The sequence below is a fragment of the Oligosphaera ethanolica genome (genome assembly GCF_030814695.1).
In the GTDB taxonomy this organism is placed as follows: Bacteria; Verrucomicrobiota; Lentisphaeria; order Oligosphaerales; family Oligosphaeraceae; genus Oligosphaera; species Oligosphaera ethanolica.
The window spans coordinates 4,929,743-4,946,472 of the sequence record NZ_JAUSVL010000001.1; the positions used below are offsets into that span (position 1 = coordinate 4,929,743).

Annotated in this window: 12 protein-coding genes; 5 read left to right on the forward strand and 7 right to left on the reverse strand. The window is 59.7% G+C overall.

Annotated elements, in window-relative coordinates; all coding sequences use genetic code 11:
• The 4 genes from J3R75_RS17120 to J3R75_RS17135 form a co-directional block, all read right to left on the reverse strand.
• On the reverse strand, positions 1-222 hold the full coding sequence (locus J3R75_RS17120) for a hypothetical protein (protein ID WP_307264178.1): 222 nt from the start codon (positions 220-222) through the stop codon (positions 1-3).
• Position 223: 1 nt separating this feature from the next.
• Positions 224-2,812 (reverse strand): RHS repeat domain-containing protein, encoded by a 2,589-nt coding sequence (locus tag J3R75_RS17125; RefSeq protein ID WP_307264180.1) that lies wholly within the window; start codon positions 2,810-2,812, stop codon positions 224-226.
• A gap of 133 nt (positions 2,813-2,945) precedes the next feature.
• On the reverse strand, positions 2,946-3,347 hold the full coding sequence (locus J3R75_RS17130) for a hypothetical protein (RefSeq protein WP_307264183.1): 402 nt from the start codon (positions 3,345-3,347) through the stop codon (positions 2,946-2,948).
• A complete protein-coding gene (locus J3R75_RS17135; protein ID WP_307264185.1) occupies positions 3,344-3,862 on the reverse strand; it encodes a recombinase zinc ribbon domain-containing protein in 519 nt (172 codons plus the stop codon). The genes J3R75_RS17130 and J3R75_RS17135 overlap by 4 nt, the downstream gene beginning before the upstream one ends.
• 663 nt (positions 3,863-4,525) lie before the next feature.
• Here J3R75_RS17135 and J3R75_RS17140 point away from each other — a divergent pair.
• Complete coding sequence (locus J3R75_RS17140; RefSeq protein ID WP_307260211.1) at positions 4,526-4,675, forward strand: hypothetical protein; 150 nt, start codon at positions 4,526-4,528, stop codon at positions 4,673-4,675.
• A gap of 2 nt (positions 4,676-4,677) precedes the next feature.
• Positions 4,678-5,955 carry a group II intron reverse transcriptase/maturase gene (gene ltrA, locus J3R75_RS17145; protein ID WP_307260209.1) on the forward strand — a complete coding sequence of 426 codons (1,278 nt, stop codon included), beginning with the start codon at positions 4,678-4,680 and terminating at the stop codon, positions 5,953-5,955.
• Positions 5,956-6,525: 570 nt separating this feature from the next.
• On the opposite strand, the gene J3R75_RS17150 is transcribed toward ltrA, so the two are convergent.
• A complete protein-coding gene (locus J3R75_RS17150) occupies positions 6,526-6,696 on the reverse strand; it encodes a hypothetical protein (protein ID WP_307264187.1) in 171 nt (56 codons plus the stop codon).
• A 447-nt stretch (positions 6,697-7,143) separates the two neighbouring features.
• Here J3R75_RS17150 and J3R75_RS17155 point away from each other — a divergent pair, with 447 nt between their 5' ends.
• A complete protein-coding gene (locus tag J3R75_RS17155) occupies positions 7,144-8,730 on the forward strand; it encodes a family 78 glycoside hydrolase catalytic domain (protein ID WP_307264190.1) in 1,587 nt (528 codons plus the stop codon).
• Positions 8,731-8,992: 262 nt separating this feature from the next.
• On the opposite strand, the gene J3R75_RS17160 is transcribed toward J3R75_RS17155, so the two are convergent.
• Positions 8,993-9,181, reverse strand: coding sequence for a hypothetical protein (locus J3R75_RS17160; protein WP_307264193.1), 189 nt, complete (start codon positions 9,179-9,181; stop codon positions 8,993-8,995).
• Between the two features lie 210 nt (positions 9,182-9,391).
• Positions 9,392-10,666, reverse strand: coding sequence for an amidohydrolase (locus J3R75_RS17165; protein ID WP_307264195.1), 1,275 nt, complete (start codon positions 10,664-10,666; stop codon positions 9,392-9,394).
• A 215-nt stretch (positions 10,667-10,881) separates the two neighbouring features.
• On the opposite strand from J3R75_RS17165, the gene J3R75_RS17170 reads away from it, so the two are divergent.
• Together J3R75_RS17170 and J3R75_RS17175 are read left to right on the forward strand one after the other, a co-directional pair.
• Positions 10,882-13,218 (forward strand): right-handed parallel beta-helix repeat-containing protein, encoded by a 2,337-nt coding sequence (locus J3R75_RS17170; RefSeq protein ID WP_307264198.1) that lies wholly within the window; start codon positions 10,882-10,884, stop codon positions 13,216-13,218.
• Between the two features lie 92 nt (positions 13,219-13,310).
• Positions 13,311-16,724: an FAD-dependent oxidoreductase gene (locus tag J3R75_RS17175; RefSeq protein WP_307264199.1), complete on the forward strand. Its 3,414-nt coding sequence runs from the start codon at positions 13,311-13,313 to the stop codon at positions 16,722-16,724.
• Positions 16,725-16,730: the final 6 nt, after the last annotated feature.

Here is a 16,730-nt window from a genome sequence, read left to right on the forward strand (position 1 = left end):
CTACAGCTTCTCTATGTCTTCGTCAGCCTGTGGCCACGCCTGAAGTTCTCCGGTATCGAACTCAACGAGGAATCCCCCTTCAGACAAGGCGTAGTGCGCAGCTTCGATTTCCCCAGGTTGAAACACTTTGACTATGAGGCCTTGCCGCCAGCCGTTCACAAGAACGCGATCCCCAGAACGGATTTCAACACCGTCCGAGTAAAGTAAGCGATTGTTACTCATATCAGTAAGCTCCACCTCCTCCTGCCGGAACCACGGGACCTTCACTTGGCAATGGAGAAGCACCACCGGTGGGCGGAACGTAGTCACGCTTCCAGAAACACCTGCATATCGGCCAAGGACTCTGGTGCATCTGGAAATGGTGCGTATGCGTTCCTCTATGGGGTTTATGAGGTCTTGCCGGGGGAACCGTATGCACTTCGAACGCCGTTGATCCAACGGAAGGAATACACGGGTAGCAACCGTGAGGTTTGTCAAGCTCTGCGAGGGCGCAACATCCGAGAATGCCAATGGCGATAATATCACCAATCGGGAGAGGGCCGTCTAATGCAGCGCAAGTGCCAGCCGCAGGGAGCCCAATCGCCCAGCTACTCAGTCCGTGAATATCGATGGAGTTGAGCGGATCATTGCTGATCATGAGATAGAGATTCCATTCAGCGGAAAACTCAGGAACGCCTGAACGTCCACTTGCGATGGCTGCTTCATACTCCCAAACAAAGTGTTCAAGTGGATCTGACAGACTGCCAGCAGGTATCGATAACACTTGTTCCAGAAACTGAAACTGAACGAGCATCTGCCTCGTCCGGTCAAATTCAGACGTTTCGGCATCTGGAGCCTGCGCATATCCCGCGGCACACTGGAAGCCGAGTTCGTTGATTGGGTCTCTGGATATCCACTTCCCAAAACGGGGTAATAAACATCTATAATTATACGAAACAGTCTTTGTTTCATCTGTGAAATATTCTGAACTAAATCCAAATATCAGTGGTTTTGCTTGGATTGCCACCCCAAACGGTGAAAACGCGTACCAAGCACTGGCGAGACCATTAGCACTCGCGATTTGCACCACATTCTTATTTGCATCATGGAGGTGGAAGGAGTGCGCCGCGTTGGGGACGTCGGTCATCTGTAGTAGCACGTCCAAGCCGGCATCATCGGGCTGCCAGGTGTAGCGGCGCAGGGATGAATCGGGATTGAGGGCATCCAGTTCCTCTATGAGTTTGAAGCCGTCGTAGACGAATTTGAGGTGGGTGGTGAGAGTCTGGCCGTCGTAGACCTTCTTTTCCACGCGGCGGCCCATGTAGTCGTATTGGAAGGTCAGGCGGTCGTCGCCCTTGGTGGTCTCGACCATGCGGTTTTCGCCGTTCCAGACCTGGGTCCAGCCGGTGGCGGCATTGACGGGTCGGTAGGTCATGGAGCCGTCGAGATCGTAGGTGAAATTCAACTGGACGTTGTTCTCCGTGGCGGAAGTGTACTGGTTGAGATTGTTCGTGGTGTAGGTCCAGGGTACGCCGGCTTCGCTGGCGGAGATGCGGTTGCCGATGGGGTCGTAGGAATAGGCGTAGCTGTAGGACGCGTCCACGTTGGACAACGCGCCAGTGACTTCGGAGCGGTCGTTGTAGCTGTAGGTGATGGTGTCGGGCGTCGGGTGGGCCGAGCCGGCGCGGGACATGGAGGTCCGCCGGCCGATGGCGTCATTCGTGTAGCCGTAGGTGGAGATCGCGCCGTTCTGCACTTGGGTGATGAGATTGCGGTTTGCCTCATAGGTCCAGGCGGTGGTGACGCCGTTGGGGCGGGTCATTTGCGAGACCAGATCGCTGTTGGCCAGGCGGGTGTAGTCGAAATCCCCGGCGGGGGTGGTGATCTGGTTCAGGCGACCGTACATGTCATAACCATAGCTGTAATTCGAAACGCCGCCTACGGCCAGGCCAAGTCTCCGGCCCTTCATGCCGGTGGTCGTGTAGCTGCGGGTCAAGGTTTTGTTGTACAGGCCCACGATGGCCTCGGAGACGTCCTGGAGCTGGGCGTCGTAGGTGAAGGTGCGGGTGCCGACGACATCCGTGACCGTGGCTGGCTGCCCGGCGCGGGTGTAGGCGTAGGCGATGTCGGGAGTGGCGTCGGAATAGTCGATGCCGAGGAGTTCGCCGGTGGCGACGTCGTAGGAATAGGTCGTTGTCAGCGGGTTGTCGTTGGCGTCGGTACGCGCCCAAGTGCGGGTCGCGAGTTTTCCGTCCACCGTGTAGGCGTAGGTCGGCCCATGGCCGTCGGCGTAGGTCTTGGCCGTGACCAGGCCCGAGGCGGCGTCGAATGTCCAGGTGGTGGTGTCGCCGGTTGGGGCGGGATCGGGCCAAGCGACGCCGTTCCAGGCAGTGCCACTGCGGAAGGTGGTCATCGTGATTCTTTGGCCGTAGGCGTCGTAGCCGTACTCGACCGGATAGTCGGCGTCGCCCCAGACGCGGGTCTGCTGGCCACGGGCGTTGTAGGCATAGCGGGTGTATTGATTCAGGGCGTTTTTCTTCCAGAGCAGGCGGCCGGAGCTCTCGTCGTACTCGTAACTCGTGGTATTGCCGGCGGCATCGCTTTCCGAAGCGACCAGACCAATCTTGCCGGCGGCCGTGTGATAGGTGACAGTCGCGGTTCCCGTGCGGGGAGCGGTGACGGAAGTCTGACGGCGCAGGCCGTCGTAGCCGACGGTCGTGGTCAGATTGGAGCGGGAGCGCACGGCGGTCACCAGACCGTTGACGCTGGTCTCCTGCTCGGCCACGGTCGAATCGGGATGCAGGGGCAGCTGCCCGACAGCGTTATGCAGCATTGCCCACATAGAGCGGACAGACGGCCATAGAGATGCCCAGTAGCGAAAGATCACGGTGCTGCTCCCATTGCCTTGGCACGTGCAGTGATTTTCAGGGGCGGATGCTTGACGGGCGAAAGAGCCTCAAGCAAAGTTACGCTGGCGGATAAACGCTTTTCGTCGTCTGGTGTGAAAACACCGTCAAAAAAATGATTTGGGAATCCAAATAGGCATGGACAGGAATGGAATGTCCGGTTGCATCACTCGCAAAGGTAATACTGCAAACGAGATACGTCCACCACTTTGCGCTTAAGGCGCGTTCCTGGCCTTCTTTGCGGGCCAGTTCGGAGACGGAGCGGACCTGGCCGGACTCCAGAGCGTCGCGGTACTGAAAGCCCTGGACGACGGCTTTCTGCAAGGCCGTCATGGTGTCCGGGTCAAGGGCTGTGAGTTCGGTGTCGGGCTGCACGATGACGGTTTTGTGGCCGTCGTACTTCAAGCGGGTGTCGATGGTCACCTCGATATTGCCATTGACCAGCTTCTTCACGTTTCTCACGCGCTCACCTCCTTTGTTTCAGCGATGACATGCTCCAGGCCATGGGTGTCATATTCGATGGCGACCTTGTCCGGGTGGACGGTGACCTTGGCGATGACCGTCCGCATGAATTTGTACTGCTCGACCGGGAACATGAGGTCCCAGACCTTGGCCAGGTCGCCGCAGGCGCTCAGGACCTGCCTGGACTGCAAGCGCCCGCCGTTCGCGTCGAGTTCCTTTGCTGCCTGCATGACTCCCGCCAGCGTTTCCGGCTTGGCCAGCATGACGCCGATTTCCGAAAGCAGGAGGGACTCCAGTTCAGCAGCCGGCACGCGCTTCAGCGGGCAGGTGCTGCGAATGCGCCGGGTATCCTTCTGGCAGAGATAATACCGGTAGCTTTTGGCGGGCGCCTTCCGAGTGAAACTTTCCTTCATGATCCCCCCGCAGCAGCCGCAGAAGACCAGCCCCCGCAGGGGCGAAAGGCGTTTCTGCTGGCGGCCGTTGAAGCGCGCATGCTCCTGGAGCAGCCGCTGCACGGCATTCCAGGTCGCTTTCTTGATGATGTGGCGCCCTGTGGGAGCAATTCTATGTCGTTGACCCACCTTAGGGGCCGTTCGATAATTACATTGACAGCTATACCCAGGCACGCTGAAAGCGTGCGACATCGCAAACAAAAAAAGGTGAGGTTCCATTGCCTCTTTGGCCCCAGTCAGCTGCGCCGACTGGGGCCAAAGAGGCCGAGGAACACGAGCGCAATAGGCGCTGTACCCAGGGTGGCGCGCCGCCTTCGGCGTCGCTTGCCGTGTGCCCGGCATGGGCGAGAACGATCCCCCACTCCCATAAAATCTGCGGATTAGAGGAGGCTTGGGGACTCATTGAGTGACAACAAGAGTAGCGAAAGGCAAGTAGGCGCCCGCGAGGGCGTCAGGCGAAAGAAGCCCTGGCAACGGCACGACCGCAGGGATACGAACGGACAGTGAGGCATGGCGTGGGCGATGAGCGTGCGGCTAAACGCGAAATCCAACAGTCACCGAAAGACACGCAGTGTAGAGTCCGGCGGCACGGGCCAATTACGTTCTCGCACCTTACCCGGGGAGATCTCCAGCGTGAGAGCGCTGGAGAAGTCAGCAGAGGCCATAGTAGCGTAGAAGCTGTTGAAAGGCAGTGGAGCGAAGGGCCGAAGAACAGGAAACGCAACGATGGACAAACTCGCCAAGGAAGCGAATAAGGAAGATGCAACCACTGAAACGGCTGGGACGACTGGCTGGGACGGCGGGCCGGTGGCGGCGAAGCAATGGATGTGTGGAACCAAGACGGGTATCAACCGTAGTTTTCGAGGCGGAGAATGAACATGTCAGACGTGCGTAACGAACCAATCCAAGCAACAGCACCAGGCCCGAGCCTGGAGGAGGTGTTGAACAACGAGAACGTATGGGCGGCGTGGAAGGCGGTCAAAGCCAACGACGGCGCGCCCGGAGTCGATGGGATGGATGTGCAGAAGACTGCCGAACACCTGCGGAAACATGGTCAGGAGATATGGGAAAAGGTCCGACAAGGGACATACATTCCGGGAGCCATCCTGGCTGTGGAAATACCAAAGGCGAACGGCGGTACGCGCAAACTAGGCATTCCCAACGTACAGGATCGACTGATCCAACAGGCACTTCACCAAGTGCTGAGCTTACGGTGGGAACCTCTTTTCAGCAACAGCAGCTACGGCTTCCGGCCCAATCGGAGCGCGCATGACGCGATTCGCCGGGCCCAGGAGATCATCATGTCAGGACGGATTTGGGTGGTGGACATCGACTTGAAGAGCTTCTTCGACGAAGTCAACCACGACATCCTGATGCGAGAGCTGCGTAAAGAGGTTACCGACAAACGAATACTGAAACTGATCGGCCGATACCTGACCGCCCCGATGGTTGAAAAAGACGGCACTCGGACCAAACGAACGAAAGGCACGCCGCAAGGCGGCCCTCTGTCGCCACTGCTGGCGAACATCTATCTGACCCCGTTGGACCAAGAACTGGAGAAGCGGCAGCTGCCGTTTACCCGATACGCGGACGACGTGGCCATCTATGCCGGAAGCCGCCGCGCGGCCGAACGCATTCTGTCAGATATTGTCGAGTGGATCGAGACGAAGCTGAAAATACCTGTCAATCGGGACAAGAGCAGAAGCGGGAAAAGTGATGACACGGCCTACCTGGGAATTACCATACATTCCGATGGCAAGATGGAAGTGGAGACCAAACGGCTTGAGCGCATGAAGGCCGAGGTCCGCAGGCTGTGGGACGCCAGGCAGAACCTGACGAGCGAACAGCTGCGAGGCCAATGGCGGAAATACGCCACGGGCTGGTGGAACTATTTCCAAATCGCCACGCAAAGACGCAACGTCGCCAATACGGCGGGCTGGATAAGGAGGCACATCAGAAAGTGCTTCTGGATACGCTGGCACTCAGACGCCGGTCGAAGAAAGGCGTTGGTTGCACTCGGAATAACGGGAAGGATGCTACAATGGGCAAAAACATCACGAGGAGCCTGGTGCATGGCGAAATCACAGCTGATGCAAACGGCGCTGAGCAACAAAACCATGGACAAATACGGTCTTATTGTGCCTTGGAGCGTTTAACCGGTCATAACAGAACCGGTGCTGTTCAACCGCCGGATGCGGAAAACCGCATGTCCGGTGGTGTGGAAGGGCGCGGGGCGCAATCCCCGTTGCCCCATCCGATCTGGGCTACGATGACAGCGCCCCTCCAGGGCGCTTGCCGCTTCGCGGCCAGGGAAATGTTGGCCGGCGACAAGGTATGACATGATAGAGCGTTTGCACTGCAATGTGTAAACGTAATTTATGAATGGCACCTTAGTTGCGTCGCCATCCGGGCGCCTTATTCAGGTATATGCATGGTGCCCCCCTGTGCCCCCAAAATAGCTATCTTAGTGGCATGTTGGCGCTGACAACAAAAGACTGTGGGAACGGCCAGTGGCACTAATTGAGGGGTTACGTCGACATATCAGAAAACAGGGAGGAGCACTTTCAAGACAGCTTCAGAGGTTATATAATTGACGCAGTTTTATCAATGGCAGGCGTTCATGAAAAAGGTCTCTCCGTCAAGGTATCCCGACAGCCTTCTTGACTGCATCATACAACTGCGCGAATTTCTGCTGCCGTTGTATGGACGAAATGAGGTACCACCGACTACCAGGAAAGCTCGGGGGGCTTGGACTCCATGAAATCGTCGAGCTTCTCGGTCAGGCAATCCTGAAGCTGAGCATCCAGTATGGCCTGCCAAGTCGCGTTGAACACGGCGTTGAGGTGGTCGACCAGCGTCTGGGGCGATGACAGGCGAGGATCGCGAGGCGAGAGCAAGACATCGATCGTCTAGTACTCGCAGAAACGCTCAATGACGGCCAGCAGCTCGGCGGCGTAATCAGTCAAGTCGCTGTTGGCAGTGGTCGCAAACAACTGGTAATTCGGATAGAGAAAAGAACACATCCATGACGTTCCCCGTAATGTTTGTGCGACCTTTCGTTGCGGAATCTGATCGCGTTCAGCATAATGTGGCACTTTTTCGATTTGTCTCTAGCGTGCGCGCGCAATGCTCTCGCGCGAGGCTTTTCGGACGACCTCAAACAAAATGGACTAAAAACGACAAGCGAGGCGTGGTACCAAGCGCCGCCGTTGTGGTTATAGTATGGCCTTCCGGCTGTGACATGGGTTGCCGCCGGAAGGCCATGTGCGTTTTTATGGGTGGGCGGCCAATGATGGTGCCAACCGGCTTGATGTATTGTCGAAGTTAGAAAAAGGTGGGTGGCGATGACGATGTATGATGGCGTGGTGGATCCGCGGGTGCGGGAGTATGTGAGTGTGCAGCGGGTAGTTTGTTCGCAGGGCGTTGATCGGCCCGAGCAGCTGGTGGGCAATCCGGCGACGCAATGCAACATCTGGAATACGCCGGCACTAGAGATACCAACGGCCGGCAGCTATCTGGTACTGGATTTCGGGCGGGAACTCCACGGCGGCGTGAAGATAATCTCGCAGGGCAAGGAGATTGTGCGCATCCGGCTGCGTTTTGGCGAGTCGGTGAGCGAAGTCATGGCCGAGCCCAATCAGGACCATAGCATTCACGACACGGAACTGATTTTGCCAAAAATGGGCGCGCAGGAATACGGCAATACCGGCTTCCGCTTTGTGCGTGTGGATGTCCTTGAAGGCAATCTGCGCCTGCAGAACATCCAGGCGGTGGCCTTGTATCACGACCTGGAATACGTCGGGCAGTTCGAGTGCAGTGACGAGCGTCTGAACCGGGTGTGGCAGACGGCGGCATACACCGTCCACCTGAACATGCAGGACTACATCTACGACGGCATCAAACGCGATCGGTTGGTATGGATGGGCGACCTCAATCCGGAAGTCCGCACGATGTTGACGTTGTTCACGGATTTATCGCTGATTCCCAAGAGCCTGGACTACGTGCGGGACCAGACGCCCTTGCCGCAATTCATGCACGGCTTCAGCTCCTATTCGTTGTGGTGGATACAGAACCAGTACGACTACTTTATGCACAGCGGCGATCTGGCTTACCTGACTAAGCAGCGTGACTACCTGCTGGGGCTGTTGCAGGTCTTTGCCGGCTGCGTGGGCGAGGATGGCAGCGAGAAGCTCACCGGCGCGCGCTTCCTCGACTGGCCGACGCGGGATAATCCCGCCGGCACTCATGCCGGCCTGCAAGGGCTGATGCTCATGACCATGATCTCGGCGGAAAAATTGCTGGTGGCCCTCGGTGAAGACGGCACGGCGCAGCGCGAGATCATCGCCAAGCTGCGGCGGCACGTACCGGATTGCGGGCAGTGCAAGCCTGCGGCGGCACTGCAGATGCTCAGCGGCTTGGCCGATCGCAGCGCGGTCATGGAAGCGAATCCCTGTGCTGGCAACAGCACTTTCATGGGCTTGTACACGCTGTTGGCGCAGAAGAACGTCACGGCATTGCAGGTTCTGCGGACCTACTGGGGCGCCATGCTCGATTACGGCGCGACGACATTCTGGGAGGACTTCGATCTGAGCTGGGTCGAGAATGCGTCGCGCATTGACGAACTGCCGCAGCCCGGCAAGGCGGACCTCCATGCTGATTTCGGCAACTACTGCTACAAGGGGCTGCGGCATAGTCTCTGCCATGGCTGGGCGTCCGGTCCGGCGGCGTGGCTGATGCACCGCGTGCTGGGGTTGAGCGTCCTGGAACCCGGCTGCCGACGCATGGCCTTTGCGCCGGACTTGGTGGACCTGGACTACGCCAAGGGACGCTATCCGACGCCACTCGGGCCCATCGAGGTCAGTCTCGAACGGGGCCGCCCAAGCATCATCCACGCGCCCAAGGGCGTGGTCATTGACGGCGTCGACGCCTGAGCCGAAACAAGGAATAGTTAGGTTTTGCGAGGGGGAGGAAAGGGCCGAGGGGCTTTTCGATAAATACCTTTCCTGCTATACCAGTCACCCTGAATGGGTGCGACAGTGCCAGCCAAAAGGTGGGTTCCATTGCCCATTCGGCCCCAGTCAGCTGCGCCGACTGGGGCCGAATGGGCCGAGGAACACGGCCATAATGGGCGCGCTACCCAGGGCGGCGCGCGCCTTCGGCGCCGCTTGCCCTGGGCTGGTATGTTTCGCGCTTTCAGCGCTTCTGCCGCTTCGCGGCGAGGGACAGCTGGACCAGCTGGGCCGTGGCGAGGTTCGAAAAAACGTCTTTTCGGTCATCGTAGTTGGCAGCAACGCGACCATTGAGCGCCTCGTTGGTGATGGTCGTGTCGTCTTTTCGGTCATCGTAGTTGGCAGCAACGCGACCACTTATCGTGGTAGACAACACCTTGCGGCATTCGCTTCGCGTTTGCCGCCACGCGCTGAGCGTCAGCAGCAGAGGGCTCGGGCCGGGATTTTTACCGCTGTTTTCGCAGAAGTTATGGCTATTTTGTGGCTAAAGAAAGGTCGAAAGCACGCTTACGGCGGGGAAATATCGTTTTCGGACGACCTCTAGATAAAGATATGTGCTGAACCTTTGTCCTGCCCGTTCTACTCAGGGTTTGATGCGTCGGCATGCCTCGCGGGCCTTGGCGACGATTTCGTCTTCGCCGGGCACGTGATGATTTTCCATAAGGACCCGGCCATCACAGATGACGCTGTGGACGACGCTGGTATCGGCGGCGTACACCAGGTTGGCGACGATGTTGTAGTCGCCGACCATGGCGGGGTGGTCGAGCTCCACCAGGATGAGATCGGCCAGTTTGCCTTCGGCGACGACGCCGGCGTCCAGCCCGAAGGCCTCGGCGGCGTTGCGGGTGGCCATGTCGTACACCAGGCCGTCTTTGGCCACGGTGGGATCGCCGGACGTGGCCTTGCCCAGAAGGGCGACCAGCTTCATTTCTTCGAGCATGGACAGATTGTTATTGGAAGCGCAGCCGTCGGTGCCGATGGTCACGCGGCAGCGGCCTTTTTCCACCACGGCCTGAAAATTGAAGTTGCCATTGCTGAGTTTCATGTTTGAGGCTGGCATGTGCGAGATGACGGCACCGCGTTCGCGGATGATGGCGATGTCGTCCTCGCTGAGGTGGACGCAATGCGCCAGGATGGTTCGTTCGCTGAGGACACCGAGCTGGTCGAGGTAGGCGATGGGCGAGAGGCCGCCGTGGGCGTTCTGGCAATCCTGCACTTCGCGGCGGGTTTCTGATGCGTGGATATGCACGTAGCGGCCCTGTTCGCGGGCGTCGTCGGCCAGGCGGCGCAGGGTCTTCTCGCTGACGGTGTAAACAGCATGTGGCGCGTAGGAAATGCGGATGCGCTCGGGTAAACTGTCGGCCCTTTCCAGCAGTGGGCGGCTGGCATTGAGATTGCGTGGAAGAATCTCGCCGTCCTCGCCGCAGATCATGAGCATGCCGATCATGGCGCGCATGCCCATTTCGTCTACGGCACGCAGCGTGGCTTCCGGTAGCCAGTACATGTCGTTGTAGAAGACCGTGCCGGACTTGATCATTTCGAGGTTGGCCAAGCGGGTGCCCGCGTAGATATCTTCGGCGCTGAGGCGTTCTTCGGCTGGCCAGATGTACTTGCTCAGCCAAGTGAAGAGCTCGAGGTCGTCGGCGTAGCCGCGCAAGACCGTCATGGCTGCGTGGGTGTGGCTGTTGTAGAACGCCGGCATGACCGCCAGGCGGCCATGGCCGTCAATCACCTGATCCGCTGGTGTCGTCGTCGCTGCCGCCACTGCCGGCGCAATGGTGGCGATGCGGTTATTGACGATGTGCACATCGCAGGGACGCTGCTCGTGGATGACATTCTTCAATAGTATGCTGGTCATGAGGGCGTTTATTCCAGAAAATATCTGCTTGTTTTGAGGCGGCCTTAGCGTGCGCGAAAGTGTAACGCTTCCTGCGGATAATTCCAGATTGATGCTCGAAAAAGCCTGCGCGGCGGCCTACATTACTCGTTTCCGCCGATGCCCTCCGGGCGGTGGTGAAACTGCCGCCGTGAGGAGTTTTTGTGTCCACAATCTCAGCCAACGAAGGTTTTTTCATGCGTACATTTTGTCTGATGGCGATGACCTCGGTCTGTTTGTCGGCCTTGCCGGCGGCGGCGGACACCAGAATCATGACGGATTTTACGGACAGCACGCAGTTCGTACTCAACAGCGAGCACAGCAAGCTTGCCGCTGACGGCAAGACGCTGCTGATAGACAGCCGGGGGCTGTCGGCTGATGCCGTGTGGACCTGGCAGTTGCGGACGACGCCGGGGTTGCTGAAACCCGGCACGAACTACGTGGTGCGCTTCCGTTGCCGGATCATTGACCCGCTGCCGGAAGAGCGCTGTTTGCATTTTCTCAGCCGGCCATTCAGCTATGAAGGCCCCGAACACGATACCTTGCGCCGGAATATCTTCGCCGCGCAGCCCGAGCAAATGCAGAAGATGGCTTTCCGCACCGGCACGGCGATAGACGACTACGCTTTTCAGATGCACACCCTGCGACGCATCCAGGCCGAAATTAGCGATTTCAGTATTGAGGAGGGCACCGGCGAGGACTTCACGGCGGTGACAGCCGATGCCGTGCCCTACACCGGCGACATGGGCGTGCTGCCTACTGGTGCCAAGGAGTTCACCGTGGAACGCCCGCAGCCCAAGGCCGGCGCCGCCACGGTCCGCGCCACCGATTTTGGTTTCAGCGAAGACGCCGCGGACAACACTGCCGCGCTGAACAAGGCCATCAAACACTGCCAGGAGATTGGCGCGGCCGTGCTGGAGCTGGCGCCTGGGACCTACCGCATGACGGCTGATGAGGAAGTCGTCTTCGATAAGATGAGCGATTTCACGCTGGACGGCAAGGGCGCCAAGCTGGTCTTCCTGAAGAAGCGCGGGTCCAATTTCGTGCTGCGGTTTTGCGAGCGGGTGGTGTTGCGCGATTTCAGTTTTGACTGGGACTGGGCGGTGGACCCGCTGGCCAGCGTCGTCGAAGTGGTTGGTGTCGGCGAGAACGCCGTCGATTTCAAGTTTGTGGAGTACGAGCGTTTTCCGCGGCGCGATGTACGCGTGGCCATCGTCAGCAGCTTTGATCCGACGACGCGGTCGGTGGGCATTGAGGGTGGTTTTGATCGCGGTTTTGAGTTCATCGTCGGCCGCAATGCCAAGCCTGAGACGGCATGGCTCAGCGACAACGTGCTGCGGGTTGCCGTCAGCGGCAGTAATCCCTTTCAGCCGGGCCAGTTATTTCGTATGCAGCATTATTACTACGATCGCAACGGCATTGCCATGAGCAGCAATCGCCATCTGACGATTGAGGACGTGCACATCTATTCTTGCACTGGCCACGCCTTCGTCGTCAGCGGCACCCAGCAGTACTGGCAGTTCCTACGTGTGCGCATTGCCGCGCCGGCAGACGACCCGCGCCGCGTGATCACCTGCACCGCCGACCATTGCCACATTGCCCAGTCGCGTGGTTTTTTCAAGATGGAAGACTGCGAGTTCAGCCTGGGTGCCGATGACTGCCTGAACGTCCATGACAACTCGGGTTTTGCGCGCAAGACTGGCACGCATACGGTCACGACGCAGAATGTGCGCGGCATTGGCGCATATTCGCCGGGGACCATCGTGGAATTGCGCCAGGGCGATTATTCGCCGTCGGGCTTCCGTTCGGCGGTCACGGGCACGAAACCAGTGGACGCCAGCAAGGGCATACACGAAATCAGCTTTGTGGATCCCGTTCCGGAGCAGCTTTTTGACGGCTTCGTGATGTTCAACTGGACCTACGACTCACGCAACGTGATCATCCGCAACTGCTTCTTTCACGACAACCGGGCACGGGGGCTGCTGCTGCTTGGGAGGGACATCACGGTTGAGAACAACACCTTCCGCCATAACGAGATGGGCGCGATCAAGATTGAGACCGGCTACACTTTCAACGTGTGGAGCGAGGGCTACGGCGTGTCCAACGTCGTCATTCGCAACAATCGTTTTGACACGGTCAATCCCCGGGACGTGGGCAATGACGGCAAGGCGCGCGACATCTACATCGGCGTGTACATGAAGAGCGACCCGTCGGCGGAACGCACGCTGTACCCGATACTGTCCGATCTGCTCTTTGCAGGCAACACCTTCGTGGACACGTTCGGCCTGATCGCCTTTATCAGTTCCGCCGGCAATGTGACCTTCCAGGACAACGTCTTTGTGAACAACACGCCGCGGCGCAAGCCCTTGCCGTTCCGGGCGAGCTTCTTTGTGACCCACGCTACCGATGTGCGCATTGTCAACAACCGCTATGTGGCATCGTCGCTGGTGCCGGCGCCGGGGGTGTTTAGCGATCCAGACACAGTCAAGGGCCTGGTCTTTGCGGGCAATCGCATCGTCAGCGAGAAGGACTAGGGCGCTTTCGCCGCCGGCGCGGCAAACAATGCGTAATTGGGTGCAAGCAGTCATTAACTGAGCAATAAACAGGGTTACAAAGGATGATTTCCATGACAAAAGTGATGTGTACGACCGCGTGCTGTCTGAGTGCGGGTGTTGGCTTGGTGGCGGAGAGCATTCCGCTGCAGCAACCGGCGGTGCCGCCGGTCTTTAATGCCGTGGATGTGCTGGTTCTCGGCGGCAGCAGTCGCGCCGTCGTGGCGGCCGCAGCCGCGGCGAAGCGCGGCATGCGCGTGGCCTTGATTTCCTCGCGGCCTTACGTGGGTGAGGACCTCTGCGAGACGTCCCGCTATGTCGAAATGGTCGACTACGCGCAGTCCGAGCTGCCCCTGTTGTGCGCAATGTGCCGCCCGCCGGAGCCCGTTAGCGGCCTGCTGCCGACACTGCCCTTCACCTATGCGGCCAGTATGCCCTCGGCAGCGACTCATGCCGACACCAAGGACCAGAGCGTGCTGCGCAACCGCAAGCTCCTCGGTGCCGCGCAAGGCAGCGTGCAATACGATGGCGATGTCGATATCGATATCACTTTGGAAAAAGAAACTGAGCTGGACAACGTCACGGTCTTCGCCTATCAGCGCGAGGACTTTATCGTCAAGACCGCCACGCTGTCAGTACGCCAGGACGACGGCAGCTACCGCGTGGTTAGCAGCTTTGAAAACAGCCTGCTGGATGAGAAATTTTTTGACAAGCCGAAGGCGTTGCGGGTATCGGCGCCGGGGTTGCGCGCGCGTCAGCTGCGTCTGCGTTTGCAGCGGCCAGCTGGCGTCAAGCGCCTGTTGCTGAGCGAAATTTGTGTGCAGACGCCAGCGATGGCGGCCGGCGATGAGCCCCGTCCCGAGAAGGCGTTGCCGCCGTACCCCATGCAGATCAAGCGGGCTTTGGATGCCGAGTTGCTGGACAACGGCGTGCAGTATCTGTACAACTCGCAGCTCGTGGGCGTGCTCAAAGACCAGGCAGGCGTTATCAGTGGTGCGGTTATTGCCAACCGCTCGGGGTTGCAGAGCATTGCCGCCAAGGTGCTCATTGACGCGACGGAGAACGCCATGCTGGTGCAGCTGGCTGACGTTGCCCTGCAGCCCCTGCCGGCTGGTGATTACGAGTTCACTCGCTACGTCCTGGGCGGCAGTGGCCCGGCGCCGGCGCAAGGCAGTGTCAGGCGCTGGCCGCATGATATCCAGATTACCGGCGGCCATGGTCGTCTGGAGCCGCTGCAGCCGGTGTGGGAATACCGTTTCACACTGCCGCTCAAGGAGCTCAACGTGCAGGCCGTGATGGCCGTCGAGCAGCAGTGTCGCGACTGGAGCTGGAGCTCGAACATCGTCGAGTACACGGGCCGGCTGAAGCATCGCGTGGCGAATCGCATTTTCTCCCAGCAGGCGAATGAGCGTAAGGTGGTGGTGGACGAACTGGACCTGGCGGCGTTCCAGCCGGCGGCGCTGAGCAACGTGCTGGTGTTGAGCCACAGTGCGGACCTCTGCGATGACATGCAGGAAGCCATGCTGAATATCGAGACGTCATTGCGCATTGGCATGCGCGTTGGCGAGCACGCAGCGACGTTGGCGAAGGGTCGGGCGCAAGCCGAGGTGCTGGCGACTGGTGCGGGCCTGCCGACGACGACGACGCGCTATCGCGTGCAGCCTTTGCGGACGCCGCATCGTTTTGGCGAAGGCGGCCCGGCCGTGGCCATGGACCTGCCGGTGCTGGGCAACTGGGACGTCGTGGTGGTTGGCGGCGGCACGGGCGGCGGGCCGGCGGCCATCGGCGCGTTGCGCCATGGCGCCAAGACGCTGCTGCTCGAATACCTCAATGAACTCGGTGGCATCAGCACGGCTGGCGGCATCACCCGCTACTACTACGGTCATATCTGCGGTTTCACGGCGGAGATGGACGCCGCCATCGGCAAAGTGCCTGGTACGCCGGACTGGAATCGCATCGACAAGGGCGAGTGGTATCGCAAGGAAATCCGCAAGCAGGGCGGCGACATCTGGACCTCGTCGCTGGTCTTCGGGGCCGTGCTGGACCCGGCTGGCAAGCTCAGCGGCGTCTGCGTGGCGACGCCATTTGGGCCCGGCATCGTCCTGGCTAACAGCGTCATTGACTCCACCGGCAACTCCGACATCGCCGCCGCGGCTGGCGCCGCATGCCAAGACCAGGAGATGGAACTCGGCGTGCAGGGCACGGGCCTGTCGCCCCTCAAACCCGGCGAGCACTACGTCAATACCGACTACATGTTCAGTGACGACAGCGATATCATCGACCTCTGGCGGACCTTCATTCTCGGCCGCGAGCGCTTCAAGCACGCCTATGATCTTGGGCAGCTCATCGCGACCCGGGAGCGCCGGCGCATCGTCGGCGACTTCATCGTCTCGCCGCTGGACATCTTCAACCAGCGGACCTATCCCGACACCATTTGCGTCTCGCGCAGTAACTTCGACTCGCACGGCTACACCGTCCACCCTCTGTTCACCATCAAGGGGCCGGATCATGACGCAGTCTTCGCGGACCTGCCTTTCCGGTCGCTGTTGCCGCGTGGGGTCGACGGCTTGTTGGTGACCGGCCTGGGCATCAGCGGCCACCGCGATGCCATGCCGATCTTGCGCATGCAGCCCGACGTGCAGAACCACGGCTACGCCGCCGGTGTAGCCGCCGCCATGGCCGCAGCCAGCAAGAAGTCTCTACGGGATATTGACCTCAAGGCTCTGCAGCGGCATTTGGTCGACATCGGCAATCTGCCGGAACGCGTGCTGACGGACGTGGATAACTATCCGTTGCCGCAGGCGACGCTCACCGCCGCCATCGAACAGCTTGATGACGACTGGCGCCGGCTGAGCGTTGTGCTGGCTGAGCCCGAACGCTCGTTGCCGCTTTTGCGCGATGCCTGGCGCAGCGCCGAACTGCCCGAGCAGAAGCTGCGCTATGCGCACATGCTGGGCATGCTGGGCGATAACACCGGCTTCGATACGCTACTGGCTGCCGTGCAAGCCGCTACCGACTGGGATGACGGCTGGAATTACCGCGGCATGGGCCAATTCGGCCCGAGTTTATCCTTGCAAGACAGTATGATCATCGCTCTGGGGCGCATTGGCGATCGTCGTGCGCAGGACGCCATCCTTGCCAAGACGAAGAAGCTTACGACCAGCCACAAGTTCTCGCACTTCCGGGCGGTGTCTCTAGCCTTGACGCAGGTCGGCGACCACCGCGCGGCGGCCGTGCTGGCCGAGCTGCTCAAGCAGCCTGACATGAGTGGACACGATCAGCCGATCACATCCGATCCTCGCAGCTTCGCCGAAATGGCCAATCCCGACTACCGTCGGACCGAAGAACTCCGCGAGATTTTCCTCGCGGCGGCACTCTATCGCTGTGGCGATGTGGACGGCATGGGCAAGGCCATCCTCGAACGCTATGCCCAGGACGGCCGTGGTATCTACGCTCGCCACGCCAAGTACGTGCTCGCAAATCCCTGAGGGCGC